Source organism: SAR202 cluster bacterium (assembly GCA_016872285.1).
Taxonomy (GTDB): Bacteria; Chloroflexota; Dehalococcoidia; order Lucifugimonadales.
The window spans coordinates 1-26,727 of the sequence record VGZZ01000023.1 but is presented as its reverse complement, the minus strand read 5'-3'; the positions used below and the strand labels follow the sequence as shown (position 1 = coordinate 26,727).

24 protein-coding genes are annotated in these 26,727 nt (G+C 57.0%); 7 read left to right on the top strand and 17 right to left on the bottom strand.

Going from position 1 to position 26,727, the window contains the following annotated elements; all coding sequences use genetic code 11:
- Nucleotides 1–27: 27 nt before the first annotated feature.
- Nucleotides 28–969, top strand: a complete 942-nt coding sequence (locus tag FJ320_07665; GenBank protein MBM3925849.1) for a hypothetical protein — start codon at nucleotides 28–30, stop codon at nucleotides 967–969.
- Nucleotides 970–1,397: 428 nt separating this feature from the next.
- Here the strand turns inward: FJ320_07665 and FJ320_07660 are convergent, their stop codons facing one another.
- From FJ320_07660 to FJ320_07630, 7 genes are all read right to left on the bottom strand, one after another.
- Nucleotides 1,398–2,684: an NAD(P)/FAD-dependent oxidoreductase gene (locus FJ320_07660; protein MBM3925848.1), complete on the bottom strand. Its 1,287-nt coding sequence runs from the start codon at nucleotides 2,682–2,684 to the stop codon at nucleotides 1,398–1,400.
- Between the two features lie 115 nt (nucleotides 2,685–2,799).
- On the bottom strand, nucleotides 2,800–3,576 hold the full coding sequence (locus FJ320_07655; protein MBM3925847.1) for a hypothetical protein: 777 nt from the start codon (nucleotides 3,574–3,576) through the stop codon (nucleotides 2,800–2,802).
- Between the two features lie 7 nt (nucleotides 3,577–3,583).
- Entirely contained in the window at nucleotides 3,584–4,570 is a 987-nt protein-coding gene (locus FJ320_07650) for a hypothetical protein (GenBank protein ID MBM3925846.1), read from the bottom strand.
- A gap of 166 nt (nucleotides 4,571–4,736) precedes the next feature.
- Nucleotides 4,737–5,264, bottom strand: coding sequence for a ClbS/DfsB family four-helix bundle protein (locus FJ320_07645; protein ID MBM3925845.1), 528 nt, complete (start codon nucleotides 5,262–5,264; stop codon nucleotides 4,737–4,739).
- Nucleotides 5,195–6,694, bottom strand: a complete 1,500-nt coding sequence (locus tag FJ320_07640) for an amidohydrolase family protein (GenBank protein ID MBM3925844.1) — start codon at nucleotides 6,692–6,694, stop codon at nucleotides 5,195–5,197. The genes FJ320_07645 and FJ320_07640 overlap by 70 nt, the downstream gene beginning before the upstream one ends.
- A 123-nt stretch (nucleotides 6,695–6,817) precedes the next feature.
- A complete protein-coding gene (locus FJ320_07635) occupies nucleotides 6,818–7,765 on the bottom strand; it encodes a polysaccharide deacetylase (GenBank protein MBM3925843.1) in 948 nt (315 codons plus the stop codon).
- 2 nt (nucleotides 7,766–7,767) lie between these two features.
- Nucleotides 7,768–8,685, bottom strand: coding sequence for a polysaccharide deacetylase (locus FJ320_07630; protein MBM3925842.1), 918 nt, complete (start codon nucleotides 8,683–8,685; stop codon nucleotides 7,768–7,770).
- Nucleotides 8,686–8,744: 59 nt separating this feature from the next.
- On the opposite strand from FJ320_07630, the gene FJ320_07625 reads away from it, so the two are divergent.
- From FJ320_07625 to FJ320_07610, 4 genes are all read left to right on the top strand, one after another.
- Nucleotides 8,745–9,257, top strand: coding sequence for a DUF3179 domain-containing protein (locus tag FJ320_07625; GenBank protein ID MBM3925841.1), 513 nt, complete (start codon nucleotides 8,745–8,747; stop codon nucleotides 9,255–9,257).
- On the top strand, nucleotides 9,258–9,968 hold the full coding sequence (locus FJ320_07620; protein MBM3925840.1) for a DUF3179 domain-containing protein: 711 nt from the start codon (nucleotides 9,258–9,260) through the stop codon (nucleotides 9,966–9,968).
- 186 nt (nucleotides 9,969–10,154) lie between these two features.
- Nucleotides 10,155–10,373 carry a hypothetical protein gene (locus tag FJ320_07615; protein ID MBM3925839.1) on the top strand — a complete coding sequence of 73 codons (219 nt, stop codon included), beginning with the start codon at nucleotides 10,155–10,157 and terminating at the stop codon, nucleotides 10,371–10,373.
- A 209-nt stretch (nucleotides 10,374–10,582) separates the two neighbouring features.
- Complete coding sequence (locus FJ320_07610; GenBank protein ID MBM3925838.1) at nucleotides 10,583–11,719, top strand: amidohydrolase; 1,137 nt, start codon at nucleotides 10,583–10,585, stop codon at nucleotides 11,717–11,719.
- 197 nt (nucleotides 11,720–11,916) lie between these two features.
- Here FJ320_07610 and FJ320_07605 read toward each other — a convergent pair whose 3' ends face one another.
- The 6 genes from FJ320_07605 to FJ320_07580 all read right to left on the bottom strand — a co-directional run bounded on the left by FJ320_07605 (nucleotide 11,917) and on the right by FJ320_07580 (nucleotide 20,597).
- Nucleotides 11,917–13,107, bottom strand: a complete 1,191-nt coding sequence (locus tag FJ320_07605; GenBank protein ID MBM3925837.1) for an LLM class flavin-dependent oxidoreductase — start codon at nucleotides 13,105–13,107, stop codon at nucleotides 11,917–11,919.
- Between the two features lie 294 nt (nucleotides 13,108–13,401).
- Nucleotides 13,402–14,547, bottom strand: a complete 1,146-nt coding sequence (locus FJ320_07600; protein MBM3925836.1) for an amidohydrolase — start codon at nucleotides 14,545–14,547, stop codon at nucleotides 13,402–13,404.
- Between the two features lie 223 nt (nucleotides 14,548–14,770).
- A complete protein-coding gene (locus FJ320_07595) occupies nucleotides 14,771–15,457 on the bottom strand; it encodes a HEAT repeat domain-containing protein (GenBank protein MBM3925835.1) in 687 nt (228 codons plus the stop codon).
- Nucleotides 15,458–15,466: 9 nt separating this feature from the next.
- Nucleotides 15,467–16,969 carry a hypothetical protein gene (locus tag FJ320_07590; GenBank protein MBM3925834.1) on the bottom strand — a complete coding sequence of 501 codons (1,503 nt, stop codon included), beginning with the start codon at nucleotides 16,967–16,969 and terminating at the stop codon, nucleotides 15,467–15,469.
- Entirely contained in the window at nucleotides 16,881–19,439 is a 2,559-nt protein-coding gene (locus FJ320_07585) for a hypothetical protein (GenBank protein MBM3925833.1), read from the bottom strand. Before FJ320_07585 ends, FJ320_07590 begins: the two co-directional genes overlap by 89 nt.
- A gap of 75 nt (nucleotides 19,440–19,514) precedes the next feature.
- Nucleotides 19,515–20,597 carry a hypothetical protein gene (locus FJ320_07580; protein MBM3925832.1) on the bottom strand — a complete coding sequence of 361 codons (1,083 nt, stop codon included), beginning with the start codon at nucleotides 20,595–20,597 and terminating at the stop codon, nucleotides 19,515–19,517.
- 131 nt (nucleotides 20,598–20,728) lie between these two features.
- Between FJ320_07580 and FJ320_07575 the strand changes: the two genes are divergently transcribed.
- Nucleotides 20,729–21,241, top strand: coding sequence for a hypothetical protein (locus FJ320_07575; protein MBM3925831.1), 513 nt, complete (start codon nucleotides 20,729–20,731; stop codon nucleotides 21,239–21,241).
- A gap of 276 nt (nucleotides 21,242–21,517) precedes the next feature.
- On the opposite strand, the gene FJ320_07570 is transcribed toward FJ320_07575, so the two are convergent.
- Complete coding sequence (locus FJ320_07570; protein ID MBM3925830.1) at nucleotides 21,518–22,000, bottom strand: hypothetical protein; 483 nt, start codon at nucleotides 21,998–22,000, stop codon at nucleotides 21,518–21,520.
- A 185-nt stretch (nucleotides 22,001–22,185) separates the two neighbouring features.
- Between FJ320_07570 and FJ320_07565 the strand changes: the two genes are divergently transcribed.
- Complete coding sequence (locus FJ320_07565) at nucleotides 22,186–23,394, top strand: PLP-dependent aminotransferase family protein (protein ID MBM3925829.1); 1,209 nt, start codon at nucleotides 22,186–22,188, stop codon at nucleotides 23,392–23,394.
- Nucleotides 23,395–23,808: 414 nt separating this feature from the next.
- On the opposite strand, the gene FJ320_07560 is transcribed toward FJ320_07565, so the two are convergent.
- The 3 genes from FJ320_07560 to FJ320_07550 all read right to left on the bottom strand — a co-directional run bounded on the left by FJ320_07560 (nucleotide 23,809) and on the right by FJ320_07550 (nucleotide 26,388).
- On the bottom strand, nucleotides 23,809–24,630 hold the full coding sequence (locus FJ320_07560; GenBank protein MBM3925828.1) for a methyltransferase domain-containing protein: 822 nt from the start codon (nucleotides 24,628–24,630) through the stop codon (nucleotides 23,809–23,811).
- 238 nt (nucleotides 24,631–24,868) lie between these two features.
- Nucleotides 24,869–25,609: a glucose 1-dehydrogenase gene (locus tag FJ320_07555; GenBank protein ID MBM3925827.1), complete on the bottom strand. Its 741-nt coding sequence runs from the start codon at nucleotides 25,607–25,609 to the stop codon at nucleotides 24,869–24,871.
- Nucleotides 25,610–25,650: 41 nt separating this feature from the next.
- Nucleotides 25,651–26,388 carry a glucose 1-dehydrogenase gene (locus FJ320_07550; GenBank protein ID MBM3925826.1) on the bottom strand — a complete coding sequence of 246 codons (738 nt, stop codon included), beginning with the start codon at nucleotides 26,386–26,388 and terminating at the stop codon, nucleotides 25,651–25,653.
- Between the last annotated feature and the right edge of the window lie 339 nt (nucleotides 26,389–26,727).

Sequence of the window (26,727 nt, the reverse complement as noted above, 5' to 3'; positions counted from 1 at the left end):
CCACATCTCCTCCCCAGGAGGCCCCCCATGCCCGCCACCTTCGGTACCAAAGGATTCAGCTTCACCCACGTCGCCGCCTGGCCCAAACTCCCCGCCGGCCTCAAGCTCCTGGAATGCCCCGGCGTCGCCGTCGACTCCCACGACAACATCTACGTCCTCACCCGCGGCGACCACCCCATCGTCGTTTTCGACCGACAGGGCAAATACCTCCGCACCATAGGCAAAGGCCTCTTCAGCAGCCGCACCCACGGCCTCTACATCGCCCACGACGACTCCCTCCTCGTCGCCGACGACGGCATCCACACCATCCAGAAGCTCTCCCCCGACGGCAAAAAGCTCCTGGAGCTAGGCCGGCGCGACCATCCTTCACCCAAGTGGAGCGGCCAGCCCTTCAACCGCCCCACCTCCGCGGCCATCATGCCCTCCAACGGCGACATCTACGTCTCCGACGGCTACGGCAACTCCCGCATCCACGTCTATACCAGCCAGGGCAAGTACAAGTTCTCCTGGGGCGAGCCCGGCATCGACGCCGGCCAGTTCATCCGCCCCCACAACATCGCCATCGACGAGCGTGACAACGTCTATGTCGTCGACCGCGAGGCCCATCGAATCCAGGTCTTCACACCCCAGGGCAAGTTCGTCACCATGTGGAACAACATCCACCGGCCCGACGCCATGGTCCTCTGGAAAGACCACATCTACGTCGGCGAGCTCAACGGTATGGCCGGCGTCGACGACGCCCCCGGCCTTGGCCACCGAGTCTCCATCTACAGCCTCAAAGGCCAGCTAGTATGCCGATTCGGCACGCCCGAGGAAGGCGAAGGCCCCGGCCAGTTCATCGCCCCCCACGGCATCGCCGTGGACTCCCACGGCTCCCTCTACGTCTCGGAAGTCTCCTTCACCATCCGCGGCTCCAAAATGACCCCTCCCAAAGAACTCCGCAGCCTCTCCAAATACGACCGCGTCTAATTCACTGCTGATTCGTCATTCCAGCGGAAGCTGGATTCCAGTCCCTTCCCTCGGTGGTGGGTGGCTTGGTGTGGTGTTACGTCATTTCGATGAGCCTTTAGCCCTGAGCGAAGTCTGTACTCGGACGTATCCGAATGGGGTAGTCGAGAAACCTCAACGCGCCGTCCGCTACCATCACATCCCACCTCGCCAACCCGCGCCTCTTTTTGTCATTCTGAGACGTAGTCGAGGAATCTGTTATTACCGCAACCCAGTTTCCACTGACACTAACTAGGTCAGTCCGCTTTTTACCTTCTCCCCCTTGATGGGAGAGAACAGAAGAGAGGGTGAAACCCTAGAGATACAACCCTCTATCACTACCACCTGCCACCAGCGTGGGAAGGGCAGTGCCTCCCCCTCTTGGTCCCTCCCCCCCTTGAGGGGGAAGGTTAGGATGGTGGGTCGGGGCGGGGCGGAGGTGTCCCCCTCCCCTCCACGCTCGGCAAAATCAACCTCACCACCCGCTCGAAAAACAGATAGTCCCACGCCCAGCTCGTCAGCACCACCAGCCGGTTCCTGAACCCAATCAGCTTGAACAGATGCACCCCCAGCCATATCACCCACGCCGCAAACCCCGTGAACTGCCACCGGTTGTACAAATTCGCCACCGCCGCGTTCCGCCCTATCACCGCCATCGACCCCGCGTCCTTGTACTCGAACGCCTCCGGCGCCTTCCCCTCCACCTGCCGCAAAATATTCTCCGACGCCCTCGTCCCCTGCTGCATCGCCACCGGCGCCACCATGGGCAGCGACTTCCCATCCCCCACCATCGCCCCATCCCCCACCGCGTACACCTGCGACTGCCCCTGTACCTGCAGCGTTGGCTCCACTGTCACCCGGTTCCCCCTGCCCACCGGCAGACCCCACTCCTTCACCACCACATCCCCCTGCACCCCCGCCGTCCACGCCACCGTCCGGGTCGCCACGTCACTCCTATCTTTCAGCCTTACGCACTCCGACGACACCTCAGCCACCACCGACCCCAACCTCACCTCCACCCCAATCCGTCGCAGCCGCTTCAGCGCGTATGCTTGCATCTTCGGCGGAAACGCCGACAGCAGGCTGTCCGACGCCTCCGCCAGCGCCACCTTGACCTCCCCGAAATCCAACCCTAGATAGTCCTTCCTCAACGGCCTGTAAATAAGCTCCGACAGCGCCCCCGCAAACTCCACCCCCGTCGGCCCCCCTCCAACGATGACAAACGTCAGCAGCGCCCGCCGAGCCTCCTCGTTAGCTTCATGCGACGCCTTCTCAAAACATCGCAAAATGTGGTTCCGAAGCGCTATCCCATCGTCCAGCGTCCTCAGCGGGTACGCGTACTCCTGCGCCCCCGGCACCCCAAAGAAACTAGTGCGGCTTCCCGTCGCCACTATCAGGTAGTCATACTCCATCCAGTGCCCCGCCGCCTCTACCCTCTTCCCCGCCAGGTCTACCCTGCTCACATCCCCCAGCATAAACCGCACGTTGTGATGTCCCCTCACCGCGCTTCTCACCGGATACGCGATATCCTCCGGCTCCAGTTCCGCGGCTCCCACCTGGTACAACAGCGGAAAGAAGGTGTGGTAGTTGTTCCTGTCGATAATTGTCGCGTCCACCGCCTTCCCCGCCAGCCCACGCGCCGCCCACAACCCCCCAAACCCCGCCCCGATGATTACTACATGCGGCCTTTTATTCATAAGAAGTTAACTCAGAGTACCTATTACTCATAGTATCTAAATTTACGAGACGATACACAAAAACCAGGGCGACGGCTAAAGCCGTCGCCCTGAAGGTTCCCCTCGAAACAGTGGGCTACTTGTAAATTGGCTCCGAGAATTCGTGGTGGTTCACAGGCCCAAAGTTCCTGTAGTTCACGCTGTAGTCCTTCAAGACCGCAGGGTCAAAAGCTATCTGCGGCACCACAAAGAACATGGGCAGACTCAAGTAGTTATTGTAAACGTAGTCGCCCATCTGCTGAGTAATTCGCAGCCTCTCCTTGGGGTCCGTAGCCTTGGTAAGCTCAATGTACATGTTGTCCAGCTCCTCATACTCCCATATGTATCCAGGGGCACCCGTTACCTTGCTCACTAGGAAGAGCATGTGCTGTTGGTAGGTGTTGATGGACCCCTGCCAGATGGTCATAGATTTACCTAGCTCTCTAGCCCTCGCCTTTGGAATTGTTACACTTGTCTCCTCAGGCACAAGTTTCGGGTTCAACCCTATGGCTTTCCAATATCCCACCAGCACCTCGGCTATATCTGGCGCCTCGCTTAGACCCGTCCACGGCCCCACGTAAAAATTGAACTCAAACCCGTTAGGATACCCGGCTTCCGTCAGCAGCCTCTTGGCCTCCTGAGGGTTGTATGCATAGGACTTCCAGTCACCCTTGTGGTCTCCCCGATAGGGCGGAACTCCCTGGACAGCGCTGGGTATGCCCGCATCGCCAAAATAGGTCTTCCTTATCTGCTCCCTATCGACGGCTAGGTTCAGCGCTTTCCTGACATTCGCGTTCCTAAAGGGGTCTTTAGAATCAAACGTAGGCGATACTGGATGCTCTTTGCCCTTATTCGCCCCTTCCTTGATTACCATGGGCTTGTCAAAGTACTGCCCCCCCAATGACGCCCCTGAACTCAAGCCCCGGCAAACTCGCGTTGGCGACCTTGAACCCCCTCGACTGCGCTTGCGGCAGCAAGGTCCGCGAGATGTCCGCTATATGGACCTCCTTCGCCAGCAGCATCGCCAGGCGGGTGGCGTCTTCGTTGACGTAGTGGAACTGCAGCTCGTCGAACTCCGGCACCTTCCACCAGTGCGTCTCGCCCTTCTTCTTAAACCTCTCGTAAAGGAGGTGCTCGTTCACCTTCAGTTCCTTATATTTAAACGGCCCGGTGCCGATGGGATTGGCCTTGTAGCCCTCCTCGCCCACCTTATCCCAGTGGTCGGCCTTGTAAATCGCCAGCGTATACGCTTCCGACACCGCGAAACTGAACTCGGGCCAGGGTTGAGCTAGCTTAAAAGTCACCTTGCCGGGATCGCTGATGTCGATATTGTCGGCGCTCCCTATGTTGCCTCTAAAGTCGCTGGCCCCCGTGGCGATGCTCTTGGCCGACGTGATTATCTCCCATGACCGCCTTACGTCTTTAGACGTGAACTCGGAGCCGTCGTGGAACGGCACACCCTTGCGCAGCGTAAACGTCCAGCTCTTTGCGTCCGGCGATGTCGACCATTCCGTCGCCAGCATTGGCTTCTCTTGGTCGCTCTTTACGTCGTTCCAGATCAGAAAGTTATACATAGGCCTTAGAACGCTGCCGGCGCTGAAAAACGTCAGATGATACATAGTCACCTGGTTGCCCGGCGTTACCATCGCCACCTCCAGCCTCGGCGACACCGGCACTTTCGGCGCCGCCGTTGGCGTCGAAGTCGGGACCGGCGTGCTCGTGGGCTGGGAAGTCGCCGTCGCCTGCGGCGCGCCCGTCGGCGATGACGTGCTTTCGTCTCCGCAAGCTGCAATAACGCCGATACTTACCAACAAAGCTGCCAGAGCCCATACTGAGAAACTTATACGATCGCGTAAGGTGCGTTTCACAAGGTACCTCCGCTTAATTCTTAACCGCTTTCGCCATTTAGAAGAGGACGCGCGAGAAAGCACCTTACTTCGGTCTGCGTATTTAGTCAATACGCAACGTTTTGTATTCCATGCGCTTCATCACATCTTTTAAGGGCATGTTTTTTGCTAGTTTGTACCCAGGCCGCTAGGACCCTCTCCTCTCATGCCACTCCCTAATATGCTCCGCATGTTCCCTATAATGCCCGTACGTATCCAGCCGCAGCCGACGCACAAACCGCTCGTTCCCCTCAAACACCTCCTCCGCCACCCCTTCCAAATACCCCACCAGCCGCCGGTGCGTCCCCTCCATCTGCCTCCGCACCTCCTCCAGCTCCATCCCCCACTTCCTCTCGTGCGACTGCGCGTTAAAAGCGTCCACCCCACCATAAAGCGCCGAATACTTAGGCGTCCGCCGCCCCTTCAGTATCACCGGCAGCAGCTTCAGCGTCTCCTCCTCCCACGTCGTCACGTGCGCCATAAGGTCCCGCGCCGTCCACTCACCCACGATAGCCCCACCCGTCAACGCCGCATCCGGCAGCCCCTCCAACGACTCCCCAAACTCCCGCCATCGCTCCTCCAGCCTCTTCAGCGCAAGAGTCTTCTTCACCTCCTCCCCCTCCTCGGCAGCCCCGACGGATACACCTCCTCCGACGTCCGTTTCGCCCAGTCCCATCCCACAATTCCCGACTTGAACTTCTCCCACACCCTCTGCGCCTTGTGCAGCAGCTCCTCCTCGTCCAGCCCCGCCACCCGGCCTCCCTCCACCACCGTCTTCCCCGCGACAATCACCGTGTCCGCGTCACGACCGTTGCAGAAATGCACCAGCGTCCTCAACGGGTCGTCCACCGGCCCCACGTCCAGCTTCGAGAAGTCCCAAATCGTTATGTCCGCCTGGCATCCCGCCTCTAGCCTCCCAATGTCCTCCCTCCCCAGCGCCTTCGCCCCCGATACCGTGGCCGCGTCGAAGAACTGTTTCGCCGTCCCCGTGCCTCGCTGCTTGTTCACCGTCTTGTCGATGATCGACCCCACCCTCATCTCGTCCAGCAGGTCCGGCGGGAACGTGTCCGTCCCCACCCCCACATTAACCCCCGCATTCACATACCGGCTGAACGACTCCAGCCTCGACCCTCCCCGCCCGAACACCACCGGACAGTGCCCAACGCTGGTGCCAGTCTCGGACAGTATTTGTAAATCGTCGTGGGGCGGCATACCCGTGTCGCTGTGCCCCGCTATGTATATAGCGTGCGTCAGGCACACGTTCCGGCCCAGAAACCCCACGTCCCGCAGCCACTCCACCATTGTCCTGTCCCGGTTCTCCGGCTTCGACTTGAACTCGCGATACTCCTGCAAATATTCCGAGAAGTGGCTTCGCACGTGTATCCCGCCCAGCGCCTTCGACTGCCGAATCGTCTCCTTCAGCAAATCGTCCGAGCACTTGTCCGTCCTCGACGGGAACAGCACCGGGCTGATCAGCGGGTGCTTCTTCTTTTGTACCGACTTGGCAAACGACACCGCCTTGTCGAACGCCGCCTGCCCCTTCTTCCTATCCCACGTCTCTCCACGTGTCCCGTCAGGTCGCGTATAGTCCACCGCCTCGCGAAATAACGGCCCCACCCAGGCCCTCGCCCCCAGCCTCTCCGACGCCTCCACCAGCGCCGCCGGCTCCGCCTCGGCGTCATCCCATCGCTTCGTCAGGCTCGTCGTCACCGCCGTAAACGACGTGCTCCCCGCCTTCAAAAGCGTGGCCACGCTAAACAGCGCGCTCACTCGATAGTCCTCGTCCGACAATATATTCGGCGCCTTGGGGTCCATCAGCCAGGCCTCGGGCTTGGAATACCCGCTCCCCTCCTTAATCGGCGCGTCCATGCGAAACACCTGCGCGTCCAGGTTCGCGATGCAGTGCAGGTTCACCAGCCCCGGCGTCACCAGCTTCCCCCCGGCATCAATCGTCCTATCAGCCTTCGGACACGCCTTGTCCGACGGCCACCCCACGAAAGAAATCCTATCCCCCTCCACCACCACGCACCCACCCTCCAACACCTCATGCCCCTCCTTCCCCCACCCAATCACCCACCCACCCTTAATCATCGTCTTCGTCGCCATTCAGATAACCTCCCCCATTTTGTCATTCTGAGACGCAGTCGAAGCCTGCCCTGAGCCTGGTCGAAGGGAATCTAATCGCCGTGACCACTGTCACACTTCATCCATTACTTCCACCCTGACCCCTTAATGTAGGGGCGAGTCGCCGCGCCCTCCCTCTCTACACCTCCCCTTCTTCCCCTGTTTCCTATACCATTCGATAATCTCCCCTCCCGTAGCCGCCCACACACTCCTCTTCCCCATCATACGGCCCAGCGCCTGGTCCAAATAATACGTCCTGAACGGTTGCCCGCTCGTCCACGCGTGCAAATTCAGCGTCAGCGCCCTCCCAGTCTCCAACCCATCCTTATGCATCGTATCGAAAGCATCCACCAGCAGCTTTGCGTACTCGTCCATCGGATACTTCCTGTCCCGCAGCGCGAAGTCATCGTCCAGGTCCAGGTTCATCGGCAGCGCGTACAGCTCCCCCTTCTTCGTCGTCATCGGGTACGGCTGCTCGTCGTTCACCCAATCGCACACGTACCGAATCCCCGCCTCCGCCAGCAACTGCGGCGTGCGATGCGACTCCCCGTATTCCGGCCCGAACCACCCCATCGGCATCTTCCCAGTCGCCGCCTTGATAGCATCTATCGACGCCTTTATCTCCTTCCTCTCCTCCGCCTCCGACATCTGGCTGGTAATCATCCTGCTCAGCGACACCCCATGCGCGATAATCTCGCACCCTCTTTCGACGCAATGCTTCACCAAAAACGGATAGTTCTTCGCCGTCAATCCATCCATCGACACCGTCGCCGGTATCCCGTGCTTCTCCAGCACGTCCAACAAGCGATATACCCCCACCCTCTTCCCATACTCCCTATGCGACGTCACCCGAATATCCGGCAGTCCCCTGGTATACAGCCCCGCGACCTGATAATGCCCCTCCGGCGGGTTCCACTCCATATGCTCCACGTTCACCACCACCGCCAGCGCCACCCTCGCGCCATTAGGCCACTTCAGCTTCGGCCGATTTATAATCGGCGACCACTCATAATGCGGATGGTCCATCCCCACCTTTCCTCGAGTTGCTGGCATGGCTATTTTTCCTCCCCGTTCAGTCGCGCCGCGTGCGACACAAACTGCTCGTAGTAGTTATCCAGGTAACACTCCGCGATCTCGTCTGCCGTCGCCTGCCACACCCCATCGTGGCTCATGATGTAATCGAAGGCCTTCTCCACGTACTTGGCCCTGTGCGGCTGCCCCGTCAGGAACGGGTGTATCGCCACGCACATCACCCGCCCGCTCTCCTCTCCCTCTCGATATAGCACGTCGAACTGCGCCTTGCATATCTTGTAGAACTGCTCCCCGTCGGCGTAGTTGCGGCTGATAATCCCGTCGTTGGTCTCCACCGAATACGGCACCGACACCAGCCGCCCCTTCCTCACCTTTATCGGCACCGGCTGGTCGTCATGCATCCAGTCCGTGTGATAAATCAGCCCCGCCTCCGCCATCAGGTCCGGCGTCCTGTCCGTGCCCGATATGGCTGGCCCCAGCATCCCCTTCAACTGCTTCCCCGTCTGCTTCTTTAGCGTGTCTATGTTGTCTCGATAGAACTCCCGCTCTTCTTTCTCGCTGTAGGTGTTCAGGTACACCGTGTTGTATATCCCGTGCGACATGAAGTCCCAGTCCCGCTCCACCATGGCGTCCCGCACCTCGGGGTAATGCTCCAGCACCGCCATGTTCAGCGACACCGTGCATTTTATCTTGTTCTTGTCCAACAGCTTCACCATCCGCCAGAACCCCACCCGGTTCCCGTAGTCGCAGTAGGAGTACTCCCGCGCGTCCGGGTACGGTGACCGGGGCCACGGGTTCCGCACTCCGTCGTAAATCGGCTGGTACTCGTAATGCTCCACGTTCGGCGACACCCAAAAGGCTACCCGCGCCTTCTTCGGCCACTTGATAACCGGCCTGTCGACAATCGGCAAATAGTCCACTCGATTTGGCGGTAGGGGCATACTCGCCTCCTTTGGGGTTTTCCATAGAAAGTTACGGGGAGTATATCCCTAATAATGCCATGTCTCCACTCTGCTCTATCCATACCGTCCCGATGTATTATATTCGCGTGAAAAAACCCCTCTGGCTCTTTTTCCTCCTATTAGCCGTCGCCTGCGGCGGCGAGTCCTCCCTCACCCCGCAGACCTCCCCCGCCCAAACGCCCACACCGACCATTGCCGCCACCCTTACGCTATCGGGGCGGGGGCCGAGCGAAGCGAGTCCTGAGCGCAGTCCGTACTCGGACGTAGTCGAAGGATCTTCCCCTACCACCATCGCATCCACCAGTCCTCCCTCCCCCACTCCCACCCTCCTACCCACCCTCGACCCCGCTTACAAACGTCAGACCCAATTCGTCCCCCTCTATAGCCCCACCTTCGTCAAAGCCGGCGACGCCTCCTACTTACGCGATGACGACCTAGTCCTTGGTCTGGAACTGAACGGCGAGGCCCGCGCCTACCCCGTCATGATGATGTGGTATCACCACATCGCCAACGACATGGTTCAAGGCTCACCCGTCCTGATAACGTATTGAATTAAGTGCAGCTCAGGGGTTGGGTTCAACCCCACAGTCAACGGCCAGCACCTCAATTTTGAAGTCTTCGGCCTCGATAGAGAAGTGCTGATTATGCAAGACCGTGAGACTCGGACCATCTGGGCCCACCTGGACGGTCGCGCCACCCGCGGCCCCCTCCAGGGCCAGCGAATGAAAATCATCGCTCTGCCTCAAATGACCTGGGGCGAGTGGAAGAGAGCCCACAAAGACACCCTGGTCCTCTCTAACAACACCACCTTCAAAAACCAGTACCGCCGCTTCCCCATCGGCGACTTTGACCCCCGCGAAGCCCTCTACGGCGACAAGCGCCTGCCGGCCAACGCCCTGGTCGTGGGCGTCGAAGTCAATGGCCAATACAAAGCCTACCCGGTCGACGCTCTCTCTAAAGCCGCCGGCATCCTCAATGACGAAATTAACAGCCTGCCCATTGTCGTTTTCTTTGACGCTTCAGCAAAGACTGGCCTTGCCTATTCACGGGTGGTAGGAGGAAAAGTTCTCGAGTTTGCTCCTTCAGAGACTAACGCTTCACAGCTTAAAGACAAGGCCACCGGCAACCTCTGGGACCTCCAGGGTCGATGCGTCTCCCAGGGCTGTGAGGGCGCCAGCCTCCAGTTCATCCCCTCCTTCATCTCCGAATGGTACGGCTGGTCCGCTTATCATCCCGATACGGCTTTATATCAGATAGGCTAGGTGGTCAACCCTCTTCCCTTGTTCTTATGCCCTTTTGTGTAACCTAAGACTTACTTATATAATTGCCCCAACCTTCCAAGGAGGCGCGCCATGTCTGTAGTCCATCGCCGCACATTCATCGCCAGGGTCGGCAAAGCCGACGCTGTAGTGAAGCTTCTTAAGGACGAGGACAAGTAGATTAGAAAGATGGGCTTCACCCTGAAGTCCCGCATCCTCACCGACTACCTCAGCGGACGCACCGACCGTGTCATCCACGAAATGGAAGCCGAAAGCATGGGAGAAATCGAGGACTCCTTCACCAAAGCTATGCAAGACGCTAAGGCCCGCAAGTTCTTTAACGACTTCTTTGACCAGCTGTCCCCTCTCATCCACCACGCCGAAGTCGACAACTTCCGGGTACAATAGCGGCCTGCTGCTCACTGAGGCCGAATGCAGATAAAAGGATTGACAGGCACTAAGCAAATTCCTTCTCCCCTTGTGGGAGAAGGCGCAGGTTGAGGGGTAAAACCCTATGGACACGATACGGGCGTTAATACTACAGTGCGATTATCCTTTTCAATTCTGTGTTGGGAAAACTCACAAGTACCCTAAGACAATTCTCATAGGAGGGTTCTATGCGCAACGGCTTCCGAGTCATCGATGCTGACGCCCACTTCTACGAGCCTAAAAACATTTGGGACAAGTACGTCGAGAAGGAGTTCTACGACCGACGCCCCATCGTCACCGACATCATCAGCAAGGCGCGCCTAGTCTACAAGGCCGAAAACAAGCCCTTCTCCGCCGTCCGCGCCAACACCCTCTACTCCGAGATGGAGAACAAGTTCGGCCACGCCTTCCGCGCCGGCTGGACCCTCGAAAGCCGCCTCATCGACATGGATACCGAAGGCTGGGACATCCAGGTCTGCCTTCCCACCAACGCCGCCGCCCTTCCGGGCGACGTCGAGACCGATGTCCTCCCCGCCCTCCACCGCGCCTACAACAACTGGGCCTACGACTTTTGCAGCGGCTCCTCAAAGCGCGTCAGGTTCACCGCCATAGTCCCGGGCACCCACCCCAAAGAGATGGTGAAAGAGAGCGTCCGCACTGTCGAAAAACTTGGCGCCGTCTCGGTCTTCCTCCCTCGCGCTATCCCTGACAAGCAGTTCGACCACCCCGACTACGCCCCCTTCTTCGACACCGTCCAGGGCCTTGATGTCCCCATCTCCGTCCACGGCAACACCAGCGCCGGCGGCGAGCCCGCTGCCGCTGCTCGATACGCCAAGCGCACCGGCGCCTACATCGCCCTCAGCCAGGCCATTCAGTTCCCCGTCGAAAACATGATCAACTTCGGCCACTTCATCTACGGCGGCCTCCTGGACAAGTACCCCACGCTCCGCCTCCTCATCCTGGAATCCAATTCCGGCTGGGTACCTTTCTGGCTCAACCGCCTCGAGAAGTACTGCGAGGGCCGCCAGTCCGTCTGGTTCGACGAGCATCCTCTCAAGCACACACCTCAGGAATACTTCCTCCGTCAGTGCGCCGTCGCCGCCGACGCCGATGAGCCTTCCATCAAGTACGTCGTCGACTACATCGGCGACAACAACATCGTCTTCAACACCGACTATCCGCACCCCGACGCGCCCTCCACCTCCGCTCCCCTCAAAGAGATGCTGGAGCAGCCCCTCTCTGACGACTCCAAACGCAAAATCCTTTGGGACAACTCCGTCAAAATCTACGGCAAACGCCTCATAGAAGGCCACCCGCTAGCCTAGCTTCTTTTTCACGTTGTGGGGGAAGGCTGGTAGGGGGAACTGTCATTCTGAGCGAAGTCCCGATGTACTCGTCGGGACGCAGTCGAAGAATCTGATCGGCGTGAAAACTGGTTTGGCGCTACAAAGATAGATCCCGTGACAAAAGGAGAAGTCGCGTTAAAACCACCTCTCTTTTTATAGACAAGCCCCTCTTCCCATCACCGTTTCTTCGCGAAATCCTCCTGCGCCTTCGTCAGCGCGCTCCGACGCAGCGCCTGGAACTGGTCCTTCCTCTCCGCCGTCCAGTTCCTCGACCCCACCAGGTTCTCCAGCGACCCCTGAAACTTCGGCATCACATAACGCGCGATAAGCTCATAGCTGTGCATCAGCTCCTCCCGCGTTCCCAGCTCCGCCCCCTGCACCAGGAAACCCCCAAAGCCGCCGCTCTCTTCGTCCAGCCGGTGTATATACTCCACCAAATCGTCCGGCGTCCCGACGCACCACTGTCCCGTCCCCACCAAAAAGTCGATTATCCCGTCGATCGGACCCTTGTAGTCGATGGCGTTCCCCAGCGTCTCCTCGAAATACTCCCGCTGGTACACCCCCGCCGTACGGCGTGCCCGGTCCATGGCCTCCTTCTTGGTCTCCGCCAGGAACGCGTGGGCCACCAGCCGCCACTCCTCCCGCTTTACCGTCTTCCCGTGCTTCGCCGCCGACTCTTCCGCTATCTTCCAGTACTCCTTCAGCGACTTCCTCGCCGGCATCCCCGAGTTATTCCCTGTCCCCGTGCCTACCGCCGGCACGCTGATAGTCAGTATCGACGCCCCATGCTTCCCTGCCAGCATCATCCCCGACGGCGATTGCACCGCCGCCACCGCGATAGGCATGTGCGGCTTCGTATATGGCCGAAGATGCAGCCGCGCCTCCTTCAGCGTAAACCAGTCCGACTCGTGGGTAATCGGCTTCGTCGACGTGAACAGCTTCATAATCACGTCCAGCGACTCCTCCATCCGGGGCCGCTGCGTCGGTGGGTTGATCCCCATCATCACCGCGTCGGACACCAGCGCCCCCGGTCCCACCCCGAACATCGCCCGCCCTCGAGTCAGGTGGTCCAGCAGCACCATTCGATTTGCCGTCATCAGCGGGTGGTGGTACGGCAGGCTCACTACGCCGGTCCCCAGCTTTATATGTTTCGTCCGCTCCGCCGCCGTCGCGATGAACACCTCCGGTGACGCGATGATCTCCCACCCCGCGCTGTGATGCTCCCCCACCCACGCCTCGTCATAGCCTAGATAATCTAGCCACTGTAGTAACTCTAGACTTCGATCCAAAGATAGCGTCGGATTCTCTCCCAACGCCTGGAAAGGCGCCATGAAAATCCCAAACCTCATTCTTTCTGGTAGTGCCATCTAAATAGCCTTTCTGAATGTGGCTAAGCGGGGCTTGATGCTGGCAAGGTTATCACCCGCCCCCACCCTTTTCAACCAAGCTTTTTCATCATGGGGCCATGGGTTGTCTTATTTGGTCCTCCCCCTTTTCCTGTGAGGAAAAGGGGGAGATAGAGGGGGAATTGGTGCTTCTTTTTAGATCTCCCCTTCCAGCAGGAAGGGGCTAGGGGATGGTATTACGAATGAGAACAAGGATGGTGTCTGTGAGGACCGCGTCAGCTTAGAGCATTCCGCTCCCCAGCCTTGGCGGCCCCCCTAAACCCCCATCCTCCGCCCATACAGCCTCACCGCGTTATCCCACAAAATCTTCCTCTTCGCGCTCTGGCTTATCGGCTGAGCGTCAAAAGCCGGCCTCACGCTCTCAGGGTCTGGCGCGTCAGGGTGCGGATAGTCGGTGTTGAACACCAGATGGTCCTCCCCCAGAAAGTCCACCGCGTACTTTAGCCCCGGCTCGTCCGCGTCCGCCGACATTATGCACTGCCGCTTGAAATACTCGCTGGGCTGCAGCGGCGGTATCGACCCTTCGTCCGAAAACGCGCTCTGCCGCCCGTGCGCATGCTCGTCCAGCCTCCCCAACCAGAAAGGCACCCACCCCACGTTCGACTCCAGTATCCCAAGCCTCAGCTTGGGAAACCGCTCCAGCACCCCGCCGAAGATAAAGTGCCCCAGCGTCGCCATGTTGTCGAAGGCAAACCCCACTGCATGGTCCAGCGCCGCAAAGGCCGGCTCCTTCCCTTTTATCGACGCGAAGGGCTGAAAACGCCGCCTCAAATATTCGCCGTGAATGGTGATCGGAAAGTCCGCCTCCGACGCGAACTGCCACAGCGGATCCATCTCCGAATGATGCAGCCACTTCCCCTCCGGCAGCAGCGGGTTCCGCGCCGACACCGCTCCCAGCTTCTCCACCGTCCGATGCGCCTCTGCCATCATAATCTCCACATCGCCGGCGGGCAGTATGGCCGTGAAAAACAGCCGCTTGGGGTTGGCGTCGCAGTACTCCCGGCACCAGTTGTGGTACGCCCTCGACAGCGCGCCTCCCACCTCCGGGTCCTTCAGCGCCGCGTCGCCGGCAAAGCTCCCGTTCCCGCCCGTCGGCAGGATTACCTGCGCGTCCCACCCGTGCTTGTCCATATCCTTCAGCCGGATCTCCGGCGACCACCACTGCCGGTACGCCTCCCCGTACTTCTTCTCCATCCATCGATACGCCGCCGCCGAATGCCCCGTCTTCCCCTGCCCGTGCGGAATAATCCTCCCGTCCGGCTCATAGATAAAATTGATGCCATTCATCCCGATGACCTTGGGAACCCGCTCCCTAAACGCCGGCTCCACATACCGCTCCCACAAATACTGCGGCTCGTGCATGTGCGCGTCCGCGTCAATAACCTTCATGTTGTTCCACATAGCTATCTCCTACCTCCCAACGAATACACTATGGAGGCATTGTACCAATTTATCTCAGCCCCTTCCCTTTCCTTCCCCAGAAAAAGCCTGCCTGGATTCCCGCATCAAGGAGGAATCTCAATTGCTGTCCACGCTTATACCTTCACCGCCTTGCCCTCTACCATTACATGATCCAGGCAGTGATACATAGAATTCGATAAGGAAGCAATTCTTCCCTTAACAGCTAAGAATCTTTCCCTAGCTTGTCAAACTTCCCGAGGGCTGACTTGGCTTCCCTACGAATCCACGCTTTCTCGTGGGCCAAGAAGGGCTCTATGGCGGACCTGGCCTCAGTAGCACTCAAGAGGCGCAGGGCGTTTATTGCGTGGCCCTGGACGTCTGGATCCCTCAGTAGGTTAACAAGGGTAGGAATCGCTCTTTTATCTTTCAGGCGTCCTAAGCTTATTATCAACTCTTGGCGCGCCGTCCCGTGCTGAGGCTCCTTGACTAGTCTTAAGATGTCGTCGAACACACTCTTATCTGCTACTTCGGCAAGGGCATTACCCACTTCCCACTTAATAAACTCACTACCGCATTCGAATTCTATTAGGAGAGGGTATATAGCCGCGGGACTAGCAAACTTTACCGTCAGGGCCCTTACAATTGCTTCCCTTACTCTTATATTCTGCATCCTTGGCAGCCAGTCAATCAGAATCGGCACAGCCTGCCGATAGTCAAAATTGTAATTCACCAGGTCCCAAATAGATTCAACATTGACCCCGATATCGGCTAGTTCTCTTAGCAGGGGCGCTGCTGCTTCTTTGGCTTCAGCCGTCGCCTTACGAAGGTAGACTTTTTTCTCCTTCTCGTTTTCTGGTACCTGAGGCGCTGGGTAACCTTCAGGACACTTACGTGTCTTTTGAAAGCTCATATAAGTTATTTACTCAAGCTCATAAAGGATACGAATGTTGACGTCATTTTTCTTCGCGTACTTCTCTATGCTTGAGTCTACTTTACTATTCCGCCTGACAACCAGAATAAAGTCTATATCTTTCTGTTTTGCGTAGAGAATGTAGTCCTTTAGCTGGCTATCTAGGCGCACCTTCTTAGCATTTTTGACTTCATGGATAGCTGTATCAGTGACCTTGTCTGGATACCGCTTTGTAGCCATCCCTGACAGTGAGACGATTTTCTTTTTAGGATCGTCAACCCCGTACTGGGTTTCTCCGGCCTTACCCCTCTTATGAACTTCCTTCATTTTAGCAGCGGCGTCATCAGCTAGTTTAAGGCTCTTGCTCGCTTTCACCGCATCCCCCGCCACCGGCACAATCGCCACACCCGAGAGCGCTGCGTTAGCAAAGTCCCCTTCCGCCAGATAGAGGCCGGCATTTAAGGCATCAGCCGCCATGCCTAAAGGCCCTGGGACGTAGCCTAGATGGTCTAAACCGACGTGTGCGACAGCCAGCGGATCAGAAGCTACGGCCTGAAACGTATTTGACACGAAGTCGCAGAATGGGCAGTACCCCGTTGGGTCTGTGTATCTAAGAGGGTTGTTGAATACGTATGAGTACCGGTTATAAGCCTGGGGGTTGTATCTATGCGGAATCAGTGGGTCAGGGCTAATAAATCTCCCCAACGCCGCGTCGTAATACCGGGCGTTGTAGAAATACAGCCCCGTCCCGTCCAGCCGCTGCCCGGTGAACTTCCTGTCCGTCCCAAACGTCCCACTGCTCGCCCGCGTCTCGCCAAAGGGCTTGTAGGTCTGGCTCCCCGCGCTGGCCCCGCTGGTATCGGTGGGCACGCTGGAGGAGCCCAGATGGTCGGTGTGGAGGTAGCGGAGGGCGGCGCCTTCTTTCACCGCCACCAACTGCCCGCCAAAGTAGTAGTGCTTGGTGGCGGTGCTACCCGTGACCTGGTAGTACTTGTTGACGTACACCGTGGTAGTGCCGCCCACCGTCTTCTTCACCCTCACCCCGTCGCCGTCATAGACGTAGGTCTCAAAGCCGTTGGCGTGGATGGTGGCAATCTCAGCAGCGCTCAAAGCGCGCTCGTAGATCCTCACTTCATCGATGCTACCGTTGAAGTAGGTCTCCTCCACCTGGGCAAAAAGGGTACCTATCCTACCAGTGAGTCCAGCAGAAGCTACAAATGGCACATTATCGGTATTACTGCCCGCCTGTACGCCGTCTATGTAAAGGATGTGGTTTGTATCCGAGGCGCTCACTCCACAGATGTGATGCCAGTTCCCGTCGTTGGCGCTTTCTGGCCCCTGGACATCGTAGAAGGTATCATTCAGGCCACGCTGCCTGAATTTGAACCGTGTGCCTGTCGACTGTATTGCTACATGGTAGGCGCTATCGGTGCCTCCCTCCCCCCCAGATGCTGGTGGCAGCAGAGCCGTTCTGTTTAGCCCAAAGGCAGACAGTGAATGGATGGCCTGCAATGGCCGGCGAGTAAGTTACCTTGTCGTTAACTCCGTCAAAGGAGAGAGCTTTGCCTTCCTTCCCTGCTGTTGCCCATGTGGGCCCGTTAACTAGGGTGCCTGTGTAGCCATTCCCAGTGCTGTCTTGAGCGCTTGTTCCTGAACCTTCTTCAAATCGCCAGTTGGCCTTGAGACCAGAAGACACCGCTGTCACTGAGGCTAAGCGGTTTTCAGCGTCCCAGGATAGGTCTTGAGTCCCTCGGTCCGTCATGTTCCCGTTGGCGTCATAGGCGTAGATTGCAGACCCCACTGCGGTTACAGCATGAGGCTTAGAGGAGCCGTAGGTGTAACTTGTCCCATTCTTGTTGGTAATGTTGCCGATAGCGTTATAGGCGTAGGACTCAGTGTACGGCCCGCTGGCCCCTGTCAGCCGATCTAGGAAATCGTAGGTGAACGTCTCGGTCTCACTGGCTTGAACGTCCTTGCGTTGAGTGAGGTTGCTTCCTGCATCCCACCAGTACTTCAGATGAAGGCGGTCGGTGCTGTCAGACACTTTGTAGGTTCTAATGCGGTAGAGCTTTCCCCAGTAGCTCGTCGCATCGCCCCCGTCCACAGCGTCCAATCCGTGATAGTGGAAAACGTTTCTAAGTCCGTTGCCAAGGTCAATTTGGGAGATTTGTCGCAGTGGGTTGTAGAGGGTCTCGGTCACCAAATTGCCAACAACCGAGCCGGAAACCGTCCTGGGTAGGCCGGCGCCATTGAAGCCATTGGTCACCACATCGCCGTCAGGATAGGTGATGGTCGTGACGCGGTCTGCGCCATCATAGGTGAAGCTGGTTGTATAGATAGTGGAATCAACAGTACGTTTTTCTTCGGTGAGCCTCCCCCTGCTATCGTACTTGGAATTCATGGAGCCTGAGGCATCAGTCATACCGGTGCGCTTGCCCTTGCCCATGTTCCCACTTGCTGTGTCGTCGTAGGTGTATTGGGCCAGTATCGTGCCGGTGCAGCTTGCAGCCGTGGACTTGCAAGTCATTCGGTTTAAAGCGTCGTACTGGAAGTAGATATCCTGGGTCTTACCGTCCCGCTGTCTCGCAAGGTTCCCATTGGCGTCATAGTCGTAGTTCCAGCAGGGCGCGCTGTACCAGGGGAAAGATGAATTGGGGTTGGTAGTAGTCAGATTGCCGCAGTTGCCCATATCCGGGTCTGACATGCCAATCTTACGGGACAGAGCGTCATATCTTATTGTAGTTAGGTTGCTACTGTTGTCCTGAACCTTTGTCAGATTGCCCAACAGGTCATAGGTATAGTTGGCGGTGGCGTAAATACTATGCGAAAAGTCATATTCGGCAACCTTGGTCAGCCGGCCGTTAGCATCGAAACTCTGTCGGTTCTTGACTCCTCTGGCATTGGTGCTGGTTACCTGCCAGGGCGCATTGGCGTAATCTCGTGTATAGGTGATCGTGGTGCCATCGGGATTAGTCAGTGTCGAAACTTCACCCAAGTCATCGTATACAAAGCTAATGTACTTCCAAGATGCCTCCGGGACTTTATAGCCGCTTACCTGTGTCGAGTCTAGCTTCTGAGAAACATACTTTTTGTCCAAACGTCCTTGGGTGTTGAAGGACGTGGTCTCTTGGATGACGGTGTATGTTGTTGCGCCTTCAGTCTCACCTTTGGCCTGTATCTGTACAACTTGTCCTATACCATCAAAGTACTGCTTGCTCCACAGGCTATTGCTGCCGTCTATCTTCACCACGGTTTCCAGGTTCTGGGAGTTGAGGGTTCCCCACGAGTTGTAGTTGTATGTGACGCTGGGGCTGGCAGAGGAATCGCCAGGTTTAATTACTTTCGTTATTCGCTTGAAGGTGTCGTGCTCAAAGGATATGGTCTGCCCGTTCACATCTGTCTCCGAGAGAGGCCTACCAGACCCTAACTCCCATGTAGCCGATTCGCTGAGGCCGTTGTGATACAGTGTCGTAACTTCAGCACTGGTGAGAGCCCGGTTATAGATGCGCACCTCGTCAACGGACCCTGTGAGCAGCACCTGTATGGGGTTGCCATTGGACACCACTGTCCCAGTCGTCGTTCTGGTGTTCTTGAGCACGCCGTCCACATAGATCTTCTGGGTACTCGTCGCGCTGTCATAGGTCCCTACGACGTGGTGCCAGTTCTGGTGGTCATTCACGGTAGTGATGAGGTCGTGCGTCGCCACGGTAGTGTTGACTGAGAAGTTGATGTCGAGGCCACCAGTGACCGTAGGGCCAATGGTGTAGCTCCCGGCCTTGTATACCGCGTCGCCGCGCCAGCCAGTGGCGTTGCTTGACTTGATCCACAGACTAAGCGTGATAACCTGGGTGGAGTTGACAGCAGGAAACTGCACGGAGTCGTCTACGCCATCCAGGCTCAGGGCTTTGCCGTACTTCCCATCCACCCAGGATGGGCCGTTGGTTAGGGTTCCTGTGTTAGACCCTTTGCTGTCGGCGGCCAATACACCACTACCTTCAAAAAAGCGCCAATGGGAAACCAGGCCAGTGATACCGTCAGGATTTGTTCTCCGGCTAAGCTAAATATTGTCTTGATAATCCAGGAAACTCTTGTTGCCGTTAGGGTCTGTTACTTCCGAGAGATTCCCAAAGGAATCATAAACATGATAAGTGTTGATGGAGCTAGAGCCGTCGATTTTGATGAACTGCTGGGTGCGGGTTAAATTTCCCTTGGATGGTGAGGCTCCAAGTTGTCCATCAGCATTGTTGCCGTCATAGTAGAATTGGTTCATTGAGAGGATATTGCCAGTTCCATCATCGGAATCCTTGATGCCCTGATAAACCCGCTCACGATATGGCTTCTCTAGGATGTTGGCCGTGGTGTTGTAGGCAAAGGCCCGCCATGTTGTTACTTCATCTCCAGTATTGACGTCATTCCCTAGCACCCAAGAGGTATCGCCATAGTCCTTTATCCACCGCTGGTTGTTATAAGAGTCATAGCCATACCAAGTCCATCGCTTCTTGCTATTCGAGCCATCTGCTGTATATGTACCGGCATTATCAAGATAAATCCTATGAGAGCCGCTGTCGCTCAATGTGACTGAGCTCCAATCAGTGTATTGCCGCTTCAGGTAGAGTTGTTGAGATCGCCTCCAGTATGTGTCGTACTCATGCCCCTTAAGCTGATTCGTGTTTTTCCAGGACACATCCCCGGTTAACGGATGTGTAATTTGAATTAGGCCTCCACAGGTATAATAGGTGTGTTGCACCAAAACGCCGGTGCCGTCATCTTCGTCTACTCTCTGGAATCCACGATATTCCAGCGGCTCTGATGAGCCTATACAGTCCCCGTTGTAGGACGGCCCCCCGTTATAGGTGTAAGTTGTTGTTCTACTTGGCCCGATTCCCGGAGAAATCGTTTTACTTGAAACGGTTATTCGCGACCACAAGTTGCTTGATGGTGCGTTGGGTATCTCGGCATAAACATAGGAAACTGTTGCTCCGTAATCGTTATTCACCTGTGATATATAGGGCCAGGTATGCGGCTGCACTCGTTCATACTGCGTCCAGTATCCAAAAGTCTTATCCACGTACGTGAGAGCGGTAGCAGGGAGAGCAGACGTTCCGTTGGCTCCAAACTGAGTAATCGCATCAAGTTTCATTCTCCCTGCCACCCCCTGTGTGTGCGGGGCCGTCTGCGAATAGGCAAAACGTATTTTCTTACCAGGACCCCATCAACTTTTACCTCTATGGAATCCAGCCTGCGATCTTCCATCACTTCTGGTGCTGGGTTATGGGGGCCGTTGGACCTGACGTTATCGGTGCGTATAAATCCGTCAGTGGGATCGTTTACATCATAGGAAAAATTGAAATGAATATTTACATGGTAATCATCGGCTGGTATTCCTGTATTTTGAAATTTGTTGTAATAGATGTCCTTGGGATACACCGAGCGAACGTTCTGCACACAGCCATAACCATCTTTGCAAGATTGACGCACAGACGCCTCATAGCTAATGTACATTTCATTACCATGCACATCTGTTATGGTGTTTACGTACCATCTGAGATAGTTGGGTGTCCAATCACTGCCATTAAATGTGTAATAGGTCTGTTGGGTAGCAAAAACATAGGACGTGCCTACTCTGTCTACTACTTGCCACGAATAGGGCCAATTCCTAGTGATTTTGAAGAAAGATGCTGGAGCAGTCTCAAAACTTCCATCGGATTTCTGAAGCAGTTGGCCTCCTGCACCGTTGAGTTCAAGGAACTGCCCTGCATTGGGATTGTTAGTGATTCTGGGTAGCGATAGGCTCCAACCGATACCGACCCACGAACCTGTGTCCCTAGTACTTCGCATTTCATCTATAGATGCGCTGTTGTACACCAAAGCCAGATCTGGTTGGATGCCGCCAGCACCCGGTGGAACTTCTATGGGATACTGCGACCTAGAGGCTCCAGAATGAAGGTCTACCTGGAACGCCAATACTCCACTTGGGCCTGAAATAGAAGGTGTAGCTCCGCCACCAATGATACTGAAATGGTTTGATGTCGCGACCACTTCGTGGCTTTGCCAGTCTATTTAGCTAGTGAGGGTGACCCACTGGCCCGTCGCTTCATCAAAATAGAACATCCTTAATGACCTGGTTTCCAGGCCGGCTATTTCGGCGTCACTGAAATTCCATCGAAATTCAACGTCCCTGGCAAATTGGCTAACCTTGGCATCTCCTCTGGTTCTTGCATACGCGTTTATCTCAAAGGCTCTAGTTATTCGCCAATAACCATCTCCCGAACCCTTCAGTGCTGTCAGTTCGAGACGTAAAGGTTCATTAGTCGCCCCTTTAGGAACGGTTACACGAACTCTCCCATCCGATGACGTAATTATTCCATCGTTAGCTGACGGATCAACTTCCACAGTAACCGTCGGCATGGAGGTGTCCCGGGCTGGCTTAGATGCTTGAGGCTCAACAGCGAGCGTACCTTCATTAAAAAGAGAGAAGATCAGCGACGCCGTTACGGCGCTCAAGAATAAGAACCTGAAGGACCACCGTGCGACGTTGTTCATTCTGGCATCCTGCAACTGTAAGCAGAATACATTAACTAAACCAATAACAAAGCAGCTTGCCTACATAGCGCAGCACATTAGTTCTTGTCACTGAATTTGTCAAGTGGACACCCCTTTTCCAGCGGTGCTATCATGGGGCCGACTCGCACCCGCATTCTCGACAATAACTTCAGGAGGCGCTCCCAATGGCCACCCAGGGCCTTGACTACAAAAAGCTTTACGCCAAAAATCTCCCGCCGCCCGCGGCCACCTACGAGGGCATCTACGAACACCACTTCATCACCGGCCACAGCGACCCCGACCTCATCCCCGTCGACGACTTCGTCGAATCCGCCGAACGGGTCCTCAGGAAGCACGGCAAGAAGCTGGCCGTCTACTACTCCGACGGCAACGGCCCTCTGGGCAACCTGGCTATGCGCGAGTATCTGTCCAAGAAGCTCAAAAAGTACCGCGGCATCAACGCCAGCCCCGATGAAATCCTCATAACCTCCGGCTCCACCCAGTGCATCCTCCTCATCAACGACACCCTCATCGACCAGGGCGACACCGTCCTCGTCGAAGAGTTCACCTATTCCGGCACCATGCGCAACGCCATCCGCGCCGGCGCCAAGGTCATTGGCGTCCCCATGGACGACGAAGGCATGAAAATCGACGCCCTGGAAAAGATCCTCGCCGACCTCAAGAAGAAGGGCGTCACCCCCAAGTACCTCTACACCATCCCATCCTGCCAGAACCCCACAGGCACCAACATGCCCATGGAGCGCCGCAAGAAGATGCTGGAAGTCGCCGGCAAGTACGGCGTCCCCATCTTCGAGGACGAATGCTATTCAGACCTTGTTTATGAAGGAGAATGGGAAAACTCCATCAAGTCCCTGGACAAGTCCAACCAGGTCCTTCACATCGGCTCCCTCTCCAAGTCCCTGGCTCCCGGCATGAGACTGGGCTACCTGGTGGCGCCTAAAGACATCATGAGCCAGCTCGTCGCCTCCAAAGTCGACGTCGGCACCAACATGATCACTCCCTGGATCGTCGCCGACTACCTGGAAGGCCACTACGAGGAGCATATCGAGGAAGTCCGCGACATGCTCCAGCGCAAGCGCGACGTCCTCGTGGCTGCGCTAAAAGAACACTTCGGACCCAACGTCCAGTTCTATACTCCTCGAGGAGGCATGGTCCTCTGGATCAAGTTCCCCGAGAACGTGGACACCACCAAGCCCCTGGAAGCCGCCAAGAAGCTGGGCGTCATCTACAACCCGGGCAAGGACTGGGCCGTGGACCCCGCCAAGGGCAAAAACTACATCCGCCTCTGCTTCGGTATGCCCAGCGACGACTCTATCCGCCGCGGCATCGAAAAACTCGCCAAAGCCTTCCACGACACCGTCGGCGTCCCCTAACCTCCCTCACACCCCCAACCACCCAGGGCCCTCCGAATATTCGGAGGGCCCTTCTCATTTTTGATGGGTTGCAGGGCAGGACGTTGCGTCATTTCGAGCGTAGTCGAGAAACCTCAACGATGCGCCTGCCACCATCGCGTCTCACGATCGCTACCTACACCTTCCCCAAAGCGTCGCTTAAACATTCGTAGGACAGATAATAAAACAAGTCCTGTCATCCTGAGCGAAGTCCCGATGTACTCGTCGGGACGTAGTCGAAGGACCTAATCGCCGTGACTGTAGCCCCTTCTCGTCTTCGTCACAGCCTATCAGGTCTCAACGTAGGGGCGAGTCACTCCACTACCGCTATTTCCCCATACAACGTGGAGGCTCGATTTATCTGCCCTCGCCCTTGTCTTCTGTACTCCCCTCCTACTACACCCTCCACACCGTCACCACCGGCGCCAGGCTCCGCCTCCACTTCAGCCGCCATCCTCCCTCCACCTCCTCTAATGCCTCCTCCAAAACCCTCCCCAGCCGCCTATCCTTTGGACTCCCCTCGGTAACAAACATCCTCGACCGCAGCGCCTCATGCGCCTCCTCTCGGGACCCCACCGTCTCCCCTGACGCCCGCGGCGGCAGCTGGTGGTGCGTCGCCTCAATCCCCATCTCCCCCAGCACCTCCCTCAATTCCGGCAGCGACGGCAGACTAAGCCTGTCCTCCCCATGCACCATCCGCCACAACGGGTACAGCCCCGTCTGCGGCGGCTCCTGGAACAGCACCACCCACACCTCCCGCTTCGCTTTGGACGTCATCTTTTTCAAAAACGGCCCCACGTCCTTCACCGTGTACAACACATGCGCGCACAGCACGATGTCCGACGGCTCCACCTCCGCCTCCTCCCACCTGGCCTTCGCCACCGACACATTGCCAATCTTGTAATACTCCGTATCCTCCTTCAGCGCCGACACCATACTCCCCGACGGCTCTACCGCCGTCACATGCCGGCACCGAAGCGCCAGCGGCAGCGCCAGCCGTCCCGCCCCCGCCCCCACATCCAGCAATGTATCCCCTGGCTTCAACATCGATGACAGAAAATGCACCAGCGGGTCGTCGCTGCGATGGGGGTCCAGCCGAAAATGCTGCGCCCTACTCTTCCAGAAATCGCTGCCCGGCGGCGCCGGGTCCCGCAGCCGCTCCGTCTGCGCGTGCTCCGCCTCCACCATCGACCGCCACCTCTCCATCGCCGTTCCCATCTTTTATTGAGCCCCTCGCCTTTTCAAATCCACCTCTCTAGTCACACTAAACATCGTGTCATAACGTTGAGGTTACAAAAGTAGCTCGGTTTCCCCTGTACAAAGCACGATTGTCCACTTTTCAACTTTCTCCCCCTTGATGGGGGAGAACAGAAGAGAGGGTGAAACACTGGCTCCACGCTCCGTCCGCCAGGCTAGACCACACCTCTCATGACTTCTCTTTCTTGCATCCCTCTCCCTACTCCGCTGTCAGCCCGCCGTCGATGACCAGCTCCGTCCCCGTTATATACGAAGACTCATCCGACGCCAGAAACAACGCCCCGTAAGCCACCTCCTCCGGCTCACCCACCCGTCCCATAGGTATCGTCTCCGCGCGCTCGTCGCGCGTCCGGTTTATCCCTGTTACCGACATGTGAGTCCAAATCGACCCTGGGTGTATCGAGTTTATCCGTATGCCTTTCTTGGCATAAGTTACCGCCAGGTTTTTAGTCAGCGCCCGCACTGCTCCCTTGGACGAGTTGTATGCCGGATACCCTATCGAGACCATGCCTGAGACCGACGAGATGTTGATTATCGATCCCCCACCCGACTTGAGCATCGGCGGGACACACAGCTTGCAGCCCAGAAAAATTCCCTTGGCGTTCACTCCAAGAACCCTGTCCCATGTCTCTTCACTCGTGTCCAGCAGCTCAGACCGGTCGATTATGCCGGCATTGTTCACCAGCACGTTAAGTTTTCCATAACGGCTCACCGCCAGGTCAATCGCTTTTTGCCAGTCCGCCGCCTCTGTAACGTCCATCCTCAGAAAGACCGCTTCTCTACCGGCCTTCCTAATCTCCGCCTCCGTCTCTCTCCCTTCCTTCTCCAGCACATCCCCTATCACCACCTTTGCCCCCTCCCTGGCAAAAAGTTTCGCCTCTGCGGCGCCCATCCCTCGCGCGCCCCCGCTAACCAGCGCCACCTTGCCGGAAAGTCGCATGCCCATCTCCTAAATCGGAATAGCTTCACAAATCGCCGACGTTACTGCGCCGTGAACCCCCCGTCTATCACCAGCTCCGCCCCCGTTATATATGACGACTCGTCCGACGCCAAAAACAACGCCCCGTTCGCCACCTCCTCCGGCCTCGCCCACCGGCCTATCGGTATCAGCCGGTCCCATTCCTCTTTCGTGTGCGTATCCCCCTTCATCATGTCCGTGTCGATAACCCCCGGGTGTATCGAATTGACCCTTATCCCCCGCTTGGCGTACTCCACCGCCAGCGTCTTCGTCATAATCCGCACCGCCCCCTTGGACGCGTTGTACGGCGGCGTCCCCAGCGACACTATCCCCGATATCGACGATATGTTTATTATCGACCCGCCTCCCGACTTCAGCATCGCCGCTATCCCCGCCATGCACCCCAGAAAGACCCCTTTTCCGTTCACGTCCATAATCTCATCCCAGTCCGCCTCGGTGGTCTTATCAATCGGCGTCCTCTTAAATATGCCGGCATTGTTCACCAGAATGTTGACCTTCCCATACTTCTTCATCGCCGTATCCACCGTCTTGTCCCAGTCCTTCTTGTTGCGCACGTCCATCTTCACGAACACAGCATCCCCGCCTGAGTCCTCTATCTCCCTCGCCACCTGCTTCCCCAGGTCCTCCAGCACATCACCCAACACCACCTTTGCCCCCTCCTTCGCGAAAAGCCTGGCCTCCACCGCCCCCATTCCCCTGGCGCCCCCACTAATAATCGCCACCTTTCCTTCCAGCCTCATAACACACCTCCTCAAAACATACTGCCGAGGCCGCCATTATAGATGAATTGAGGGCACATGGCAGGTCTGCCTTGAATACATATGCCAGCTGAGGATTGTGGTCTATGGAAAAGAAATCGTATTGTCATTCCGAGCGGCAGACCCGATGTACTCATCGGCACGCAGCCCAGGCCTGTCCTGAGCCTGGTCGAAGGGAATCTGTTATGACGGTAACTCACTTCCTGCGTCCCGCTAGCTAGGCTACGTCGATAGTAGGGGCGAGGTCGCCTCGCCCTTCCCTCTCTCATTCAGGTATTTCATCTATGTCCTTGCCATAATATTAAGACCTCCAACCCCCCC

What these genes read in the sequence shown, in the direction of transcription:
- FJ320_07665 (MBM3925849.1), top strand. Translation starts at nt 28, where the DNA reads ATGCCCGCCACCTTCGGTACCAAAGGATTCAGCTTCACCCACGTCGCC.
- FJ320_07660 (MBM3925848.1), bottom strand. Translation starts at nt 2,684, where the DNA reads ATGAATAAAAGGCCGCATGTAGTAATCATCGGGGCGGGGTTTGGGGGG.
- FJ320_07655 (MBM3925847.1), bottom strand. Translation starts at nt 3,576, where the DNA reads ATGGTAATCAAGGAAGGGGCGAATAAGGGCAAAGAGCATCCAGTATCG.
- FJ320_07645 (MBM3925845.1), bottom strand. Translation starts at nt 5,264, where the DNA reads ATGGGACTGGGCGAAACGGACGTCGGAGGAGGTGTATCCGTCGGGGCT.
- FJ320_07640 (MBM3925844.1), bottom strand. Translation starts at nt 6,694, where the DNA reads ATGGCGACGAAGACGATGATTAAGGGTGGGTGGGTGATTGGGTGGGGG.
- FJ320_07635 (MBM3925843.1), bottom strand. Translation starts at nt 7,765, where the DNA reads ATGCCAGCAACTCGAGGAAAGGTGGGGATGGACCATCCGCATTATGAG.
- FJ320_07630 (MBM3925842.1), bottom strand. Translation starts at nt 8,685, where the DNA reads ATGCCCCTACCGCCAAATCGAGTGGACTATTTGCCGATTGTCGACAGG.
- FJ320_07625 (MBM3925841.1), top strand. Translation starts at nt 8,745, where the DNA reads ATGTCTCCACTCTGCTCTATCCATACCGTCCCGATGTATTATATTCGC.
- FJ320_07615 (MBM3925839.1), top strand. Translation starts at nt 10,155, where the DNA reads ATGGGCTTCACCCTGAAGTCCCGCATCCTCACCGACTACCTCAGCGGA.
- FJ320_07610 (MBM3925838.1), top strand. Translation starts at nt 10,583, where the DNA reads ATGCGCAACGGCTTCCGAGTCATCGATGCTGACGCCCACTTCTACGAG.
- FJ320_07605 (MBM3925837.1), bottom strand. Translation starts at nt 13,107, where the DNA reads ATGGCACTACCAGAAAGAATGAGGTTTGGGATTTTCATGGCGCCTTTC.
- FJ320_07600 (MBM3925836.1), bottom strand. Translation starts at nt 14,547, where the DNA reads ATGTGGAACAACATGAAGGTTATTGACGCGGACGCGCACATGCACGAG.
- FJ320_07595 (MBM3925835.1), bottom strand. Translation starts at nt 15,457, where the DNA reads ATGAGCTTTCAAAAGACACGTAAGTGTCCTGAAGGTTACCCAGCGCCT.
- FJ320_07580 (MBM3925832.1), bottom strand. Translation starts at nt 20,597, where the DNA reads ATGAAACTTGATGCGATTACTCAGTTTGGAGCCAACGGAACGTCTGCT.
- FJ320_07575 (MBM3925831.1), top strand. Translation starts at nt 20,729, where the DNA reads ATGGGGGCCGTTGGACCTGACGTTATCGGTGCGTATAAATCCGTCAGT.
- FJ320_07570 (MBM3925830.1), bottom strand. Translation starts at nt 22,000, where the DNA reads ATGAACAACGTCGCACGGTGGTCCTTCAGGTTCTTATTCTTGAGCGCC.
- FJ320_07565 (MBM3925829.1), top strand. Translation starts at nt 22,186, where the DNA reads ATGGCCACCCAGGGCCTTGACTACAAAAAGCTTTACGCCAAAAATCTC.
- FJ320_07560 (MBM3925828.1), bottom strand. Translation starts at nt 24,630, where the DNA reads ATGGGAACGGCGATGGAGAGGTGGCGGTCGATGGTGGAGGCGGAGCAC.
- FJ320_07555 (MBM3925827.1), bottom strand. Translation starts at nt 25,609, where the DNA reads ATGCGACTTTCCGGCAAGGTGGCGCTGGTTAGCGGGGGCGCGCGAGGG.
- FJ320_07550 (MBM3925826.1), bottom strand. Translation starts at nt 26,388, where the DNA reads ATGAGGCTGGAAGGAAAGGTGGCGATTATTAGTGGGGGCGCCAGGGGA.